At 56.1% G+C, this 15,135-nt stretch carries 13 protein-coding genes, 1 tRNA gene and 1 pseudogene; 7 read left to right on the top strand and 8 right to left on the bottom strand.

Annotated elements, in window-relative coordinates; genetic code table 11:
- Positions 1 to 14 precede the first annotated feature (14 nt).
- The gene (gene gluQRS / locus CAMM_RS01275; protein ID WP_077715784.1) at positions 15 to 1,070 is read right to left on the bottom strand and encodes a tRNA glutamyl-Q(34) synthetase GluQRS; all 1,056 of its coding nucleotides are present in this window, start codon (positions 1,068 to 1,070) and stop codon (positions 15 to 17) included.
- Between the two features lie 39 nt (positions 1,071 to 1,109).
- On the opposite strand from gluQRS, the gene CAMM_RS01270 reads away from it, so the two are divergent.
- Together CAMM_RS01270 and CAMM_RS01265 are read left to right on the top strand one after the other, a co-directional pair.
- A complete protein-coding gene (locus CAMM_RS01270; RefSeq protein WP_050759818.1) occupies positions 1,110 to 1,808 on the top strand; it encodes a queuosine precursor transporter in 699 nt (232 codons plus the stop codon).
- A 109-nt stretch (positions 1,809 to 1,917) separates the two neighbouring features.
- Entirely contained in the window at positions 1,918 to 3,282 is a 1,365-nt protein-coding gene (locus CAMM_RS01265) for a dihydrolipoyl dehydrogenase family protein (protein ID WP_050759808.1), read from the top strand.
- A gap of 47 nt (positions 3,283 to 3,329) precedes the next feature.
- Here the strand turns inward: CAMM_RS01265 and tgt are convergent, their stop codons facing one another.
- Positions 3,330 to 4,598 (bottom strand): tRNA guanosine(34) transglycosylase Tgt, encoded by a 1,269-nt coding sequence (gene tgt, locus CAMM_RS01260; RefSeq protein ID WP_003846034.1) that lies wholly within the window; start codon positions 4,596 to 4,598, stop codon positions 3,330 to 3,332.
- A gap of 22 nt (positions 4,599 to 4,620) precedes the next feature.
- Positions 4,621 to 7,155 (bottom strand): MMPL family transporter, encoded by a 2,535-nt coding sequence (locus CAMM_RS01255; RefSeq protein ID WP_003846032.1) that lies wholly within the window; start codon positions 7,153 to 7,155, stop codon positions 4,621 to 4,623.
- Positions 7,156 to 7,397: 242 nt separating this feature from the next.
- Here CAMM_RS01255 and CAMM_RS13210 point away from each other — a divergent pair.
- A pseudogene (locus CAMM_RS13210) lies at positions 7,398 to 7,484 on the top strand (IclR family transcriptional regulator); the annotation flags it as partial.
- 118 nt (positions 7,485 to 7,602) lie between these two features.
- Here the strand turns inward: CAMM_RS13210 and CAMM_RS01250 are convergent.
- From CAMM_RS01250 to CAMM_RS01235, 4 genes are all read right to left on the bottom strand, one after another.
- Positions 7,603 to 7,693, bottom strand: a tRNA-Ser gene (locus CAMM_RS01250).
- A gap of 128 nt (positions 7,694 to 7,821) precedes the next feature.
- Positions 7,822 to 8,034 (bottom strand): CsbD family protein, encoded by a 213-nt coding sequence (locus CAMM_RS01245; protein WP_003846029.1) that lies wholly within the window; start codon positions 8,032 to 8,034, stop codon positions 7,822 to 7,824.
- 52 nt (positions 8,035 to 8,086) lie between these two features.
- The gene (locus CAMM_RS01240; RefSeq protein WP_040354801.1) at positions 8,087 to 8,533 is read right to left on the bottom strand and encodes a nucleoside deaminase; all 447 of its coding nucleotides are present in this window, start codon (positions 8,531 to 8,533) and stop codon (positions 8,087 to 8,089) included.
- Positions 8,534 to 8,600: 67 nt separating this feature from the next.
- Positions 8,601 to 9,095 (bottom strand): tRNA adenosine deaminase-associated protein, encoded by a 495-nt coding sequence (locus CAMM_RS01235; RefSeq protein ID WP_003846026.1) that lies wholly within the window; start codon positions 9,093 to 9,095, stop codon positions 8,601 to 8,603.
- Between the two features lie 38 nt (positions 9,096 to 9,133).
- On the opposite strand from CAMM_RS01235, the gene CAMM_RS01230 reads away from it, so the two are divergent.
- Positions 9,134 to 10,150: a prephenate dehydrogenase gene (locus tag CAMM_RS01230; RefSeq protein ID WP_040354730.1), complete on the top strand. Its 1,017-nt coding sequence runs from the start codon at positions 9,134 to 9,136 to the stop codon at positions 10,148 to 10,150.
- Between the two features lie 132 nt (positions 10,151 to 10,282).
- Here the strand turns inward: CAMM_RS01230 and pdxS are convergent, their stop codons facing one another.
- Positions 10,283 to 11,206: a pyridoxal 5'-phosphate synthase lyase subunit PdxS gene (pdxS, locus tag CAMM_RS01225; protein ID WP_040354724.1), complete on the bottom strand. Its 924-nt coding sequence runs from the start codon at positions 11,204 to 11,206 to the stop codon at positions 10,283 to 10,285.
- An 88-nt stretch (positions 11,207 to 11,294) separates the two neighbouring features.
- On the opposite strand from pdxS, the gene pdxR reads away from it, so the two are divergent.
- The 3 genes from pdxR to CAMM_RS01210 all read left to right on the top strand — a co-directional run bounded on the left by pdxR (position 11,295) and on the right by CAMM_RS01210 (position 15,135).
- Positions 11,295 to 12,677 carry a MocR-like pyridoxine biosynthesis transcription factor PdxR gene (gene pdxR / locus CAMM_RS01220; RefSeq protein WP_075761508.1) on the top strand — a complete coding sequence of 461 codons (1,383 nt, stop codon included), beginning with the start codon at positions 11,295 to 11,297 and terminating at the stop codon, positions 12,675 to 12,677.
- A gap of 124 nt (positions 12,678 to 12,801) precedes the next feature.
- Entirely contained in the window at positions 12,802 to 13,722 is a 921-nt protein-coding gene (locus CAMM_RS01215; RefSeq protein ID WP_003846017.1) for a hypothetical protein, read from the top strand.
- Positions 13,723 to 13,863: 141 nt separating this feature from the next.
- A complete protein-coding gene (locus CAMM_RS01210) occupies positions 13,864 to 15,135 on the top strand; it encodes a DUF418 domain-containing protein (RefSeq protein ID WP_003846016.1) in 1,272 nt (423 codons plus the stop codon).

Below are 15,135 nucleotides of genomic sequence, written 5' to 3'. Positions count from 1 at the left end.
GTCGAATCCCAGTCTTAGAGCAGGTTAGTCCAGGTAAAAGGCTTATGCGCGGAGCCATGTTGTGCAAACTCCACCGGGTCAAAGGCCTCTAATAATTCATCGGCGTTGCCAATTCCCTCATACCCCAAGGACTGCGCTAGGTGGCCAATTATTGATGCGAGGTCGGATTCTTCGAGCATCTCGCGCAAGGTCACTGCGCCATCCCGCTTGGCCAAGCGCTTGCCCTCGTGGTTGAGCACCAGCGGGACATGCACGTACTGCGGGATGTCATAGCCTAATAACTGCGCTAAATACGCTTGCCGCGGTGCAGAAGATAGCAGGTCATCACCGCGTACGACTTGGTCGATGCCCTGCTCGCCGTCATCGACGACAACCGCGAGGTTATAGGCCCAATCAGGCCCCAGTGGACCCATTTGATTGGCATTGCCGCCGCGACGCAAGATCATGTCATCGACCTCGCCAGTGTAGTTACCTGCCAGCTCATCATGGACGGTAAAGCTGGACACCTCGGAGCGCAGGCGTAAAGCGGGGATACGGGAGGCATCGACAAGCAATGCTCTTTGTGCTTTTCTTTCCTCTTCACTTAAATTCCGACATGTACCGGGATACTGCCCGGGGATGGCATGTGGAGCGCGCGATGCTTCCTGAATATCCTTGCGCGAGCAATAGCACTCATAGTGCGGCAACCTCGCCAGCGCTTCCTCATAAGCGCTGTAACGATCTTGCTGGTAGATGACCTCGCCGTCCCATTCCAGGCCGAGGTGGTCTAAATCTTCGAGCTGGTGCTGGGCAGCATCCATCGACGAGCGCTGCTGATCAATATCTTCTACCCGCATGAAAAATTGTCGCCCGGTGCTGCGCGCATATAACCACGACAACAAGGCGGTGCGCAGGTTGCCAAAGTGCAGGTCTCCGGAAGGACTTGGGGCATACCGTCCCGCGCCTTGCGAGGCGCTCTGCGGTGCATTCTGCGAGGTGCCCTGTGGCTGGCTCCGGTGCCTGCCCGGCTGCGTACCGGACTGCTTCTCGTTGCTTGCGCTGGGTTCGTTGCTTCGTGGCGGAGATTGCATAATTTCTAGGTTACGGCTCCAGGTGCGATGATGTATTCCATGACAAGTAAATCGGCAACCGCAACCGCAGACAATGGCGGCGAGAGCATCCGATTCATCCCGGTACAGTCCACCCTGTATCCGTGGTTGGTCACGGTGTTTGTCGTCGTCTTTTTAATTTCCAATATCAACGCCACCAAAGGCGTTGCCCTAGGCCCGCTCATTACGGACGGCGCATTTTTCCTGTTCCCCTTGGCCTATATCGTCGGCGACGTGCTCGCTGAGTGCTACGGGTTCAAATCCACCCGGCGCGCTATCTACATCGGCTTTTGCATGGCTATTTTGGCCGTGGTGTGTTTTTATATTGCGATCTGGCTGCCATCGGCAAGCTTTTATGAAGGCCAAGAAGCCTTCGCTGCCACCTTGGGGCTCGTACCGCAGATTGTTCTCGCCTCCCTGGCTGGCTACCTCGTAGGCCAGCTGCTCAACGCCTGGATTATGAATGCCATGAAAAAGCGTTCCGGTGAGGGCAAGCTCAAAACCCGTTTGATCGCATCCACCGTGGTGGGCGAATTGGGCGATACGGTACTGTTTTGCGCCATCGCGGCATCAGTGATTGGCGTGGATTCCATCGGTGGGTTCTTTAACTACGTGGCCGTGGGTTTTGTGTGGAAGACCCTGATTGAAATTGTGCTGCTTCCGGTAACGACCCGTGTCATCGCGTGGGTGAAAAAGCGCGAGGATTACGTTCCGGCATGAAATAAAACCTGCTCGAAATTTGTATAGGCTTGGTGTAGCAAGAATATTTTGGCTCACCAAGCCTTTTGGCTTTCTTGGCCGCTTCTTTTTTGAAAAGGCAGGGATAGATATGAATACAATAGATAACCAGGCCTCAACGACAGCAGACGTTCTCGTCATTGGTTTTGGCAAAGCGGGTAAAACCATCGCCATGAACCGCGCTGAGCAGGGTGACCGCGTCATCTTGGTAGAACAATCGCCGAAGATGTACGGCGGCACATGCATCAATATTGCATGTATTCCCACCAAAACCATGCTGGTGGATTCCGAACGCGGCGTGAAATACCCCGACTCGGTAGAACACCGCGATAACTTCATCGCCACCTTAAATAAGGTTAATAAGCAGCTTGCCGACGACGCCGGGGTCATAGTAGTCGATGGCCACGCAGAATTTACCGGGACGGATTCGGTGCTGGTTACTGGTGGTCAAGAAGAACTAACTATTACCGCGACCACCATCATTATCAATACCGGCTCCGAACCTATCCTTCCCGATATCCCGGGGATTGATTCTTCTCGTGTTATTGATTCCACCTCCGCACAGCACTTGGAGGAAACCCCAGAGTCTTTGGTCATTGTTGGCGGTGGCCCCATTGGCATGGAATTTGCCACGATGTTTGCGCAATTTGGCACCAAGGTCACCATCTTGGACCGTGGTGCGCAGTTCGGCACGGCTTTCGATGATGACATCGCCCAAGCGCTCAAAAAAGACCTTGAGGCCAAGGGCATCACCATTATCAACAATGCTGATGTCACCGGTGTAGAAGATGGCGCAAACAGCGTCAGCGTGCGCTATTCCGATGGCGATACCGAACACAGCATGGATGCCACGAATGTGCTCTTTGCTATTGGCCGCAAACCTGCCACGGACGGCCTGGGACTAGAAGCCGCCGGTATTAATACCACCTCGCGCGGTGCGATTGCCGTTGATGAACACCTGCGCACCAATGTGGAAGGTATCTACGCCGCGGGTGATGTCAACGGTGGTCCGCAATTTACCTACGTCTCTTATGACGACCACCGCGTGATTTTATCCGACCGCTGGAGCGACGGCTCGCGTGTGACCACTGGCCGTTTGATTCCTACTACGACCTTTACCAATCCCCCACTGTCAACCATCGGCATGGGTGAAGAAGATGCGAAGACCAATGCCGCCTCCCGCGGGCACACGGCAGAAGTACGGTTTAAGGAAATCGCGGATATTCCCATCATGCCGCGGCCAAAAATCGTGGGCACTCCTGAAGGCGTAGCCAAGTTCATCATTGATGTCGAAGACGATCAGATCTTAGGCGCGACCTTGTACTGCGTGGATTCCCAAGAGCTGATTAACCTCGCTGCTGTGGCGATGAGCAATAAGATCCCCGCCAGCGTCATCGGCGATACCATCTACACCCACCCCTCCAGCACCGAGGTCTTTAACGCGCTGCTGGCTTAACACGGTGCTGCATCGATGCAGCACCGTCAATAACGCAGGTAGCGGGGCTACTTTTTATTGGCGTAGTAACGGCCCATAAATTCATCGCGGTAGGCCTCGTAGTAGCCACCGTCGATGGATTTACGGATGTTATCAACCAGGCTGATCATGAACTGCAGGTTGTGGATCGTGCACAAAGTACCCGCGAGGAATTCTTTGGCCTTGAGCAGGTGGTGGATATACGCACGCGAGTAATTCTCTGAAACGTAGCCGCCGAATTCTTCATCCACGCCGGAGAAATCACGCTTGAATTTCGCGCCCATCAGGTTCATGCGGCCATCGAGGGTGTACACACCACCGCGGCGTCCCAAACGGGTGGGAGCCACGCAGTCAAAGGTATCGGCACCGGCTTCAATCGCGGTAAACATGTCATCGGGCTCGGAGATGCCTAGGAGGTGGCGTGGCTTGTTTTCCGGCAGCTCATCGCTGCACCAGCCCACAATCGTGCCCAGGTTTTCTTTCTCCAGCGCACCACCGATGCCGAAGCCGCCGAAACCGCGCTTTCCTTCGGCCTCTGCTTCATCGGAAAGCTGCACGAGGCCGCGGGTTGCCTGACGGCGCAAATCTTCATACTGCGCGCCCTGGACCACACCCCACAACGATTGCTTCGGGCGATGGGTGCGTTCATTAGTCAAACGCTCATGTTCTTCCAAGCAGCGCTTTGCCCAGCGGTGCGTGCGGTCGACAGAAGCTTCTTGGTACAGGCGGGTATCAACCAACGTGGTCAATTCATCGAAAGCAAACATGATGTCTGCGCCGAGCCCATGCTGAATCTGCATGGAAAACTCCGGGGTAAAACGATGCTTGGAACCATCGATGAAAGAGCGGAAATCCACGCCATCTTCATCGACATGCGCCAGACGTTCTTTCTTGGCGGCGCGGATATCGCCCTCGGTCAACTTAGCCACATCCATGGCGAGGACCTTTTTAAAGCCCACGCCCAGGCTCATCACCTGGAACCCACCGGAGTCGGTATAAGTAGGCCCATCCCAATTTTCAAAGGCTGCAACGCCGCCGGCTTCATCGACAATGTCGTGGCCGGGCTGCAGGTACAGGTGGTAGGCGTTGGACAAAATCGCCTGCGCGCCGGTGCTTTTAATCTGCTCCGGGGTCAGTGTCTTCACGGTTGCCTTGGTGGCAACCGGAATAAAGGCTGGGGTTTGAATATCGCCGTGTGGAGTATGGATAACTCCGGTGCGGCCATGCTTGCCGGGGCTGCCATCGCCCAGGCGGGTTGTCACGTCAAAGGACAAATCATCAGAGTGCTCGTGGCTCATAGCCAACCAGTCTAATCTGTGACTATTCCACGGTCGCCTTGTGCTTCTCTTCCCACTCTTTTTCCAAAGCAGTACCTTCAATATCTAGCGAGGGCAGCAGCTTATCCAGCCACTTCGGCATCCACCACGTGGCCTTGCCCATCAAGAACATGGTCGCTGGTACCAGCGACATGCGAATGAAGAAGGCATCGAAGAAGACCGAGACGGCGAGTGCGAAGCCAAAGATTTGAATAAACGGCAAAGGCTGGTTGATAAAGGCCACGAAGACCGAAATCATAATAATTGCCGCGGCTGTGACCACGCGCGCGCCTTGGGTAAAGCCGACAATGGTGGATTCATCCACGCCGGAATACGGCGAGCCCGGCGACGGTTTTCCGCCCGTGTGCGAATAATGCTCGCGCATGCGCGTGACCAAAAAGACCTGGTAGTCCATGGCCAGACCAAAGGTCACGCCGATAAGGAAGATGGGCATAAAGGAAATCAGTGGCCCTGGTGCGGGAACCAAGTCCCACAGGCCTTCCTGCCATACCAAGACGGTTAGACCAAAGGCACTGCCAACCGAGAGCAAAAAGCCTAGTGCTGCCACCACGGGTACCAGCAGTGAGCGGAAGACCAAGAACAACAGCAAGATGGCAAGACCCACGACGATGGCCAGATACAGCGGCATGGCTTCTTCGAGGCGCTCGGTGATATCCAGCTGCACCGCGGTCAAGCCGGTCAGACCGAGTGTCGCACCCGTGGCATCTTCGATGCGCGCATTGGCATCACGCAGTGCACTGGCCACGCCGACAGTTGCGGGATCAGTAGGTGATGTCTGCGGGGAGACCATGATTTGTGCGGCTTGCCCATCCTCGCTCAAGCCCACGATCTGGGCATGACGTACTCCACCAACGCGCTTGAGCGCATCCGCGGTGTACATAAATGAGGACAGCTGTGCCTGTTCCGTCGGAGTGGATTCATCACCCTGGGCGCTCATTAACGGTTGCAGCGCGGGCGCTTCAGCGTTGACATCTTCGGCATCGACGATGACCAAGAAGGGGCCATTGACGCCTGGATAGAAACCTTCGGACAGCAGATCTGCTGCCTTACGCTGGGTGGTATCTGGGTTCGAGGTGGTATCTGCCGGTAGGGACAATTCCATATTCAGCACGGGCGCGGACATCGCGCCCAAGCTTAAGACCACGAATGCCATGACCACGCCGGGCATCTTGCGCACCAAGCGCACCCAACGGTTGCCCATGGTGGGCGTCATCCGGAACTTGCCCTTCGCGGGACTCGCCTCAGCGGAGCTTGTTTGTGCGGAGCTCGCTTGCGCAGGGAATTCCTCTGTCGGCTGCTCACCAGCCACGCCGACTTCTCGTGCTAGCTGCTGCGACTTGGCATCTTGCTTGGTGTGCTTGTGCTTTTTGGCGCGGCGGCGATTGCCAGCAACGCCAGGAATGCGTCCGGCGAAGGCTTTATCCCCGAATAGGCCCAACAACGCAGGAATCAAGGTCAGGGCGACAACGACGGAGATTGCCACCGTTGCGGCTGCGGCGAGACCCATCGCGGTGAGGAAGCCAATATTGGCCACCACGAGCGCGAATAGGGCAATAAAGACCGTGGCACCTGCAAAGACCACGGAAGAGCCCGCGGTACCAGCGGCCATGCCGGCGGCATCGGGGCCGTCCTTGGTATCGCGTTCGGAGCGATACCGCGACAAAATAAACAGCGCGTAGTCAATGCCCACCGCCAGGCCAATCATCACGGCCAGAACTGGGGTGATGTTGTTGAGTTCAATCCAGTGCGTGGCAATCATCAACCCCAGGGCGCCAAGGCCGACACCGATAACTGCGGAAATCAGCGGCATACCGGCAGAGACCAACGAGCCGAAGGTAAAAATCAAGACCAAGAAAGCAACGGCAATACCGATGATTTCTGAGGTGGTGTTAACCGTAATCGCATCACCAAAACCCGCGCCGCCAGCTTCTACTTGCAGGCCGGCATCGCGGCCGATGTCCATGGCTTCGGTGACAATGTCCTTATCGGATTGCTCTACGGAATAAGGGCTTTCAGCGTCAAAATTGAAGGTGGTATACGCGATGGTCTCGTCCTCATTGACCATCGATAGGTTCTCCGCGTCTTCGCGGGCGGCTTCTTCTGGAAGACCCATATCGGTGAACTGGTCAATGACTCCCTGTTCCAGCTCCGGAGAGACTTCCAAAGGGTTACCAAAACGCATGGTATCGCCCATATCCAGGTTGTTTTCTAGATAGGAGATGACTTCATCAATAGCTGCGTCATTGGCCGGATCGGAGAGCTTTTCACCCTCGGGTGCTTTAAACACCAGGTTCACAGAGGCCGCATTCGCGGGGTTTCCGCCTTCGGGAAATAGCTCCATGGTGCGCTGGGTTGCTTCAATCGCTGGGGTGCCAGAAATTGAAAACTCTGATGTCATCGGCTTCATCAGCGCCGCTGCTGCACCGCCGACGCCGGCGAGCAACAAGACCCACGCGATGATGACTTTCCACTTGTTGAGGTACGACCAGCGACCTACGCGGAAAAGAAACTTAGCCACAGTTACAAACTACCTTCAACCAGACAACAGAAAAGAACCTAAAAAGACTTGAGCCTCTAGTTTAGGCATGGATCGATCTCTGTGAAATCTGCCAGTCCCAGCGCCGGTCAATCACTTCTTTTTATTTCTCCGCAGGATTCGTGGTGTCTAGGCAAGGTTCATTAAAACCTCACCGCGGGCAGCACGCACCGGGCTAGGGTTAGATTTTATCGCGGACTAATTTTTGCAAAGGAGCATGCACCATGGCTGGTGGAAACCGAGAACCTGGCAGGACCGTGACGTCCAAAGTCATTGCGGTCTTGGGCGCTTTTGAGCACAACGTGCGGCCTTAGCGCATACCTCAGCTATAAAAGTATCCACCGCAAACTCTAAGGTAGTAACACAAAAAGTCCCAAGGTTATCGCTTGTCTTTTCATTCAAACGATGCCCTTGGGACTTATTATTTTTTGGCGGTGGCGGAGGGATTTGAACCCTCGGTTGGGGGTTACCCAACACTCGCTTTCGAGGCGAGAACCTTCGGCCGCTCGGACACGCCACCGCGAACAAGGTTACTGCAGCAAGATCCCAGAAACCAAATCGCCGCCGCGACACCCCGTCACACCATCATCAATGGTGGCTCAGGTGCCGGCAGCGGCGAGCGGTGGAAGCTTAATCACGAAAAGTTAATTAATTTTCGTTCTTGTCCTTCTTGAAGGAGCCAATAACCTCATTGGCCTTGTCCTTGATGGCATCAGCTGCGTCAGAAGCCTTTTCCTTCGCATCAGAGATAACCTGATCGGCCTTGCCTTCGTTGGCAGCCTTGTCATCACCAGTTGCTTCGCCGTAAGCTTCCTTTGCCTTGCCGACGAATTCGTCCTTCTTGTTTTCCATATCGCTCATGATGAGCCTCCTTCATTGTTAAGCGTTTGTTTTACTCTTCCCATGATACGCACTATTCCCGCGCGGCGCTGCGTAAATTTTCGAAGAACTTGCGTAGAACTTCCTGGCATTCCGCTTCTAAAACCCCGGCGCGTACCTCGGGAACAAACAGGGCACCGGGGGCACGCAAGACATCGACAAGCGAGCCACACGCCCCGGTTTTCGGCTCCCACGCCCCAAAGACGACCGAAGAAACCCGCGCGGCCTGGGCAGCGCCCGCGCACATGGCGCACGGTTCTAAAGTGACCACCAATTCGCAGCCTTCCAAGCGCCAAGAATCGCCATATTCGCGCACCGCAGCGCGGATAGCTTCCACCTCGGCGTGCGCGGTCGGGTCCGCTAACGCCTCGCGCCGATTAACGCCGGTGGCCAATTCCGCGCCATCGGGGCCATAGATCACCGCACCGACCGGCACATCACCTGCCGGGGTGGTCGCAGCAACGTCCAAGGCACGCTGCATCCGCGCCATTGCTTGTCGATGCCCCTGTGCCTGCGGCAATCCACCTTGCTGCGAAGTTCCCGTCACGCTAGGAATTAATTTCTTCTTCGAGCTCATCTCCAAAGCCTAATTCGCCGGCGATGCGCAACAGCATGTCAGAGGGGTAATCCTCATTATTGTCCACATAAGCGGCCAATTGATATTCCGTGACCCCGAAATCGGCAAAGATTTCAAAATCACCATCGGCGTAGCCATCGACATCGTCTAAATCCTCCGGCGCGATATCCGGGATTTCGCAGCCGGCCTCTTCTAAAACGCCCGCGGCAAAGTCATCATCGACAGCCATGGTGGCATCGGAGATAAACCACCGTGCGCCGCCTGGAACTGGGCGAACTACCACAAAGTAGTCATCATCAACGCACAAAAGGGCAAAGGCTGCGCCTTCCGAGCGCAGTCTGCGCACCGCATTTAAAGCGTCCTGCGGAGATTTAAAAGGATCATTAAAGCTGCGCACATCCCATACGCCATCGCCCACCGTGGCGGTAATGGCAAATGAGTAGCCGTCAAAGTCGTCATCGCTCATATGCGTGAGATTAGTCGTTGTATGCCAGAATTGTCACTGTGAGTTCAAAAGATGTGTTTCGCCCTACCTGCATCATCGGTTTAGGTTTAATCGGTGGTTCCCTCCTTCGTGATGTCGCGGCCCGTGGCCAGACTGTTTATGGCTTCAACCGCTCTACCTCCGGGGTGCGCGCCGCCATCAAAGAAGGCTTCGATGCCTCCGATGATCTAATTGCCACCTTGCAGCGCGCGGCTGCCGATGACGCCTTGATTGTCATTGCCGTGCCCATGCACGCGGTGGGCGAGATTTTAGATGCCATAATGCAGCACGCTCCCAATTGCGGTTTCACCGACGTTGTCTCCGTCAAGAAGGAAGTACTTCGCCTGGTCAAAGAACGCGATCTGGAATCGCACTATGTGGGCTCCCACCCTATGGCCGGTACGGCCGATTCCGGTTGGAGTCATTCTCACACCGGTCTGTTTAAACAAGCTGCCTGGGCTATTGCTTTTGACTACGCCGTGGACAATGACGATCCCGGCAAGTTTTGGATTGAGCTTTTCACCGATGTCACCAAGCTCATCCAGCTCGCTGGCGCGGAAGCTATCCCCGTGCACGTGGCCAACCACGACGCCGCCGTTGCCCGCGTCTCGCACCTGCCGCACGTACTCGCTGAAGCGCTTGCCGTCGTCGGCGATAACGGCGGAATTTTGGCACAGTCCTTGGCTGCCAGCTCGTTTAAAGACGGCACCCGCGTCGCGGGCACCTCTCCTACCCTGGTGCGCCAGATGTGTGAAACCAACTCCGCAGCCCTTGTCGAAGCCTTGGATGAAGCACTGATCCTGCTTGCCGATGCCCGCGACAATCTCGCCGCCGACCCCGCCGATATGTCCTATCTCGCCGATGCCGGCTACCGCGCCCGCACCCGACTGGATGCCCGCTCCAACGCGCACAAGAACTCCGTCTCCCCCGTCAAGATTTCTTCCCGGCCCGTCCTGCGCCTACAGCCCGGCTCCTACGGCTGGGTCTCCACCCTGAAACAAGCCGAGTCTCTAGGTGGGCGCATCGAGGTCTTTTAAAAAGCTCATTGACTAGCTGCAGCACCTAGGGCTTCAAGCTGGCCTTTCCGATGCGTAGCCTTGGAAAAAAGAAAACCACACCATCACGATTTGCATCGCGAGAGGGCGTGGTGTGTGTCTTAAGGCTATTGGTTACCAGCCGCGCTCCGCAAGGCGGTGCGGCGCAGGCACGTCAGAAACATTGATACCGACCATGGCTTCGCCCAGGCCGCGAGACACCTCAGCGATGACCGATGGGTCATCGTAGTTGGTGGCTGCCTTAACGATTGCAACAGCGCGAGCTTCCGGGTTGCCGGATTTGAAGATGCCGGAGCCGACGAAGACGCCTTCGGCGCCCATCTGGCGAACGAGTGCGGCATCGGCAGGCGTGGAGACTCCGCCTGCTACGAAAGTAGTCACGGGCAGTTTGCCTGTCGATGCCACTTCGCGCACCAAGTCATACGGTGCCTGGAATTCTTTAGCGGCGACGAAAAGTTCATCTTCGTCCAAAGAACGTAGACGGTTGATATCACCGCGGATGGTGCGCAGGTGACGTACGGCTTCCGAAACGTCACCGGTTCCGGCTTCGCCCTTGGAGCGAATCATGGCAGCACCTTCGGTGATACGGCGCAATGCCTCACCCAGGTTGGTGGCGCCACAGACAAAGGGCACTTTGAACTTCCACTTGTTGATGTGGTGGGTGTAATCCGCAGGGCTTAACACCTCAGATTCATCGATGAAGTCCACGCCGAGTGCTTCGAGCACCTGGGCTTCCACGAAGTGTCCGATACGAGCCTTGGCCATCACGGGGATGGAAACAGCATTGACGATGCCCTCGATGAGGTCTGGGTCGCTCATACGCGCCACACCACCTTGGGCACGAATATCAGCTGGTACACGCTCCAAAGCCATCACTGCGGTAGCGCCAGAAGCTTCGGCAATGCGCGCCTGCTCTGGGGTCACCACATCCATGATCACGCCGCCTTTGAAAGAATCTGCAATGCCGCGGTTGACGCGAGTTGCAGCCACATTCGGTGGAGTATTGCCTTGGTTTTCTTCAACAAATGTTTGGGTCATGGACACCATCCAACCCCGGAAAGTGGTTTATGAATAGAGCCACATTAGGGCAATTGCATTAGACCACTTTTCAGGCCAAGATTAATTCATGCGCTCCGATCTTGTTTCTACATTGCCGCTGGTCCTCGACCCGGAGCAGTCGTTGCCGATTCCCACGCAGCTAACCACACAGATTCGAGAGCTCGTCGCCACGCGAATATTAAGCCCCGGCGATCACATTCCCAGCACCCGCGGCTTAGCTAAACAGCTCGGAATCTCGCGCGGAAGCGTGGTCACTGCCTATGACCAGCTCGCGGCGGAAGGCTATATTGTCACCGCGCATGGCTCCGGCACCACGATCAACCCGAGCTTGCATTTGCTCAAGCCCAAGGAGTTGGACACTGCCGATATTCCACGGGAAGACGCGCCGGCTAACCCTTTCCACCTCAACCTTGATCCCGGTGTTCCGGATACTTCCACGCTGATCAACTCGGAGTGGCGCGCATCGTGGCGCGAGGCATCGTCGAATCCCCCAGCGCATCGTCCAGCGCAAGGACTACCTGCTTTGCGCGTGGAAATCGCCGAGCACCTACGCCGTATGCGCGGGTTGATCACCGATCCTTCACGCATCATCGTCACTGCCGGTGCGCGTGAAGGGCTAACTTTGCTGCTGCGTACCTTTGATGGCCCGGCGCGCATTGGTGTGGAATCTCCGGGCTATCCCAGTTTGCGCCGGGTTCCCCAAGTGCTTGGCCATCATATTGTCGATCTCCCGACCGATGCCGAAGGCTTGGTGGTAGACGACCTCCCAACTGACCTTGATGCGGTGTTGATTACTCCCAGCCATCAATACCCCTACGGTGGTTCTTTGCCTGCGGCTCGTCGAACCGAGCTGGTGAACTGGGCCGAACACACCGATACCTTGTTGATTGAAGATGACTTCGATTCCGAGCTGCGCTACGTCGGTATGCCGCTGCCTCCGCTAACCGCTCTTGCTGCGGAGCGCACCATCTTGCTCGGCACCTTCTCCTCTGTCATTAGCCCCCATATTTCTTGTGGCTACTTGGTCGCCCCTTCTGCCTTCGCGGCTGAGATGACCGAACTGCGCGGCGTACTGGGACAACCGGTCAGCGCCATTACCCAATCCGCTGTCGCTAACTTCCTAGACAGCGGTGCGTTACGACGCCGCACTCAACGCTTACGCCGGGTTTACCGTCGCCGCCGCGCCACCGTGCAACGCGTTTTTGACGATATTGACGATGCCGAACTACGCCCCATCAAAGGTGGCCTTCACGCCGTTGTCATCTGTCAACGCCCCGCCGATGACGTCGTTGCTGAACTTAATGAGCGCGGCATCTCCGTCACCGCGCTCTCGCAGTACTGGGGTGGCAGCAGCGGCGCAGAAAACGGCATTGTCTTCGGATTCGGCTCGCATGACGATGACACCCTGGATTGGGCTTTGGCCGAAATCTCAGACGCAATTCAGGTATAGATCCACATGGCTCGAACGCATTAGAACGATAACCAGGAAATATGTCGGTCGCCGATGCTTTAATCAAGGCAGTCATTGCTTGACGATGACTTCCCCTATTTCCTCCCTACCCTGAAAGATTGACATGAAAGCCAAATATTTCGCCGGTGTTGTCATCGCGCTGACGATGGTTCTTGCCGGTTGTTCCCAACCGCAAACGGACACCCTAGCGGAGACGCCCGCCGCTGAAGCCACTACGAAAGAAACAACATCCACCAGCTCGTCCCAAAACACGCGCGAAACTATCGAAGGCAAGGTCGGAGTCCAGCATGGAATGGACTGCGAAAATGAGGATGACTGCTCAGTTCATTTTGAGGTCGAGGAACTAACGCAACTCGACGAGTGTGATGCGTTTCTAATGGAGGAGCAACCCGAGGAAACGTATTTGGTCAAGGCAACCGTACGGGTCATAACGAAAGAGTCGACCCAGGAATACTTCAACCCGGGCAACTTCCCCGCAACTGCAGATTGGTCGGCGCTTACCAGCGATGGAGTGAACACTGCGCTTCGTTCCTCTGCCTCTTGCTACGACACAGACGCGCAACCATGGGGAAATCCGATGAAGACTGGAGACACGGAAATACGCACACACTATATGGACGTGCCTGAGGATGCGACAGCATTGCGCCTTACAGAAACTAGCTCTGATACACGCTGGGAATTCGACCTAGCCACGGAACTCGATAAGACTTCCACCTCCAACGGTGCGCCATCTGCGCCGGAGCCAACCCAAAATGCTGCTGTGGAGCAACCGGCAATGCCTGCGGCGCCAGCGCAGGAGACACTCGTGCAGGAATCTCCTGTACAAGCGGTACCCGTTGAACAAACACCCGCTACCCCACCCGTGCGTGGCCTTACTGGCGCACCAAGCGTTTCTGAAATCACGGAGTTAGACAAAACTATTTCGCATTGTGGCGATCCATCCAAACATCAGACCGGAACAACCTTTTTCACAGACGGAACCTCTGGTTGGACTGAAAACTGCAGCGCGCAGATGCTGGGCTAGCAGGACTAAAACGGACATTTTGGGGCGGCGAATTATTGGGTTTAAGCCCTGGAGCATAGAACGTGGGTAGTCTCAGCTCTACGTGGAAGAGTATCGTCCACGCTGTTTCAATTCGGCGCGTAGTCGAGTGAAATACTTGATATGACTACTACAACCTCCGGGGCGCACCCAGTGCGCACTCCCCGCCCTCGCATTGATTATCTCGATGCCGCGCGTGCTTTGGCCATCATCGGCATGCTGCTGGCGCATATCGCGGCGTTTATCCCGCTCCCAGACTTCGTCTTAAACCTTGTCTCCGGTCGCTCCGCCATCGTCTTTGCCGTCCTCGCTGGCGTTTCCACTACCTTGATTGCCCGCAGCGGCGCGGTGACAGAGCACGAGCGCTTGGGCTATACCAATGCCTATTCCTCCCGTAATCTCTTCGTGCGCGGAATCATCCTTTTCGTACTTGGTATCACGTTGCCACTTATCAGCGTCGGCCCCATCATCATCTTGGCCACCTACTCCGTGCTTTACTTGCTGGCCATTCCGGTGCTGCGCCTGCGCACCCGTTATGTCGCGGGATTGACCGCCGTCACGGCGTTTGTCGCCCCCGTACTATCGTTTTGGATTCGCTCTACGTGGCCAAATACCGGCGATGAAATAGTTATCGGCGGTGTTCCCAGCATCGCTAGCTTCACCAGCCTAGAGGGCACGGGGCAGGCCATTCGCCAGTTGCTTGTCGATGGCATGTACCCCGTCCTAACCTGGATCCCCTTCTTGCTCGCCGGCATTGTCATTGGCCGTTTGATTATCAGCGGCACTTTTACCGCGCGACTATCGGCTACTGCAGGTCTTATTCTGGCCATCGTCGGCTATGGCACCAGTTGGGTACTGACCAACGTCACCGATGTCATCTCCGGACGTGTTGCTCCTTACCGCGAGTTCGATCCAGCGCTTGCTCATGCTTCCGATGACAAGCTTCTGGATATCTACGGTGCTATCGTCTACGCCGACTTTGGTGTCACCAATACCAATGACCCGAAAAGCTTGTTATTTGCTTCTCACCACTCCGGATCCATCACGGAAATTATTGGCGGAATCGGCTTTGCACTGCTTCTTCTGGCCGGGCTGTCGCTTCTCGAGCGCGTTGCTGCCCCTGTGCTCGCTCCCGTGAACAATCTGGGACGCATGGCTTTGACTTACTACGTCGCGCATATCGTGGGATTCCTCGCCGTGGTACTCATCGGCGGCGGCGAGTATTCCCTGTGGATCTTTCTTGTCGTCTTCATCGTCATCCCCATGATCTTTGCTGCCGTGTGGTTCCGCTTCTTCCGTCGCGGACCTTTGGAAGCTGTCATGTACTCGGCTGCACGTCGGGCCTCGGGACCACGGCCTGCCCGCCAAGAGGACAAAGTTCCAGCGAAAGCCTAG

It is taken from the genome of Corynebacterium ammoniagenes DSM 20306 (assembly GCF_001941425.1).
GTDB classification, from domain to species: Bacteria; Actinomycetota; Actinomycetes; order Mycobacteriales; family Mycobacteriaceae; genus Corynebacterium; species Corynebacterium ammoniagenes.
The sequence above is the reverse complement of the archived record's forward strand: the minus strand, read 5'-3'. Positions and strand labels throughout refer to the sequence as shown.

Excerpts from the sequence above, each read along its gene's own strand:
- pdxR (WP_075761508.1), top strand. The coding sequence starts at position 11,295 with ATGCGCTCCGATCTTGTTTCTACATTGCCGCTGGTCCTCGACCCGGAG.
- CAMM_RS01240 (WP_040354801.1), bottom strand. The coding sequence starts at position 8,533 with ATGCAGCGTGCCTTGGACGTTGCTGCGACCACCCCGGCAGGTGATGTG.
- CAMM_RS01210 (WP_003846016.1), top strand. The coding sequence starts at position 13,864 with ATGACTACTACAACCTCCGGGGCGCACCCAGTGCGCACTCCCCGCCCT.
- gluQRS (WP_077715784.1), bottom strand. The coding sequence starts at position 1,070 with ATGCAATCTCCGCCACGAAGCAACGAACCCAGCGCAAGCAACGAGAAG.
- CAMM_RS01245 (WP_003846029.1), bottom strand. The coding sequence starts at position 8,034 with ATGAGCGATATGGAAAACAAGAAGGACGAATTCGTCGGCAAGGCAAAG.
- pdxS (WP_040354724.1), bottom strand. The coding sequence starts at position 11,206 with ATGACCCAAACATTTGTTGAAGAAAACCAAGGCAATACTCCACCGAAT.
- CAMM_RS01270 (WP_050759818.1), top strand. The coding sequence starts at position 1,110 with ATGACAAGTAAATCGGCAACCGCAACCGCAGACAATGGCGGCGAGAGC.
- CAMM_RS01235 (WP_003846026.1), bottom strand. The coding sequence starts at position 9,095 with ATGAGCGATGACGACTTTGACGGCTACTCATTTGCCATTACCGCCACG.
- tgt (WP_003846034.1), bottom strand. The coding sequence starts at position 4,598 with ATGAGCCACGAGCACTCTGATGATTTGTCCTTTGACGTGACAACCCGC.
- CAMM_RS01265 (WP_050759808.1), top strand. The coding sequence starts at position 1,918 with ATGAATACAATAGATAACCAGGCCTCAACGACAGCAGACGTTCTCGTC.
- CAMM_RS01215 (WP_003846017.1), top strand. The coding sequence starts at position 12,802 with ATGAAAGCCAAATATTTCGCCGGTGTTGTCATCGCGCTGACGATGGTT.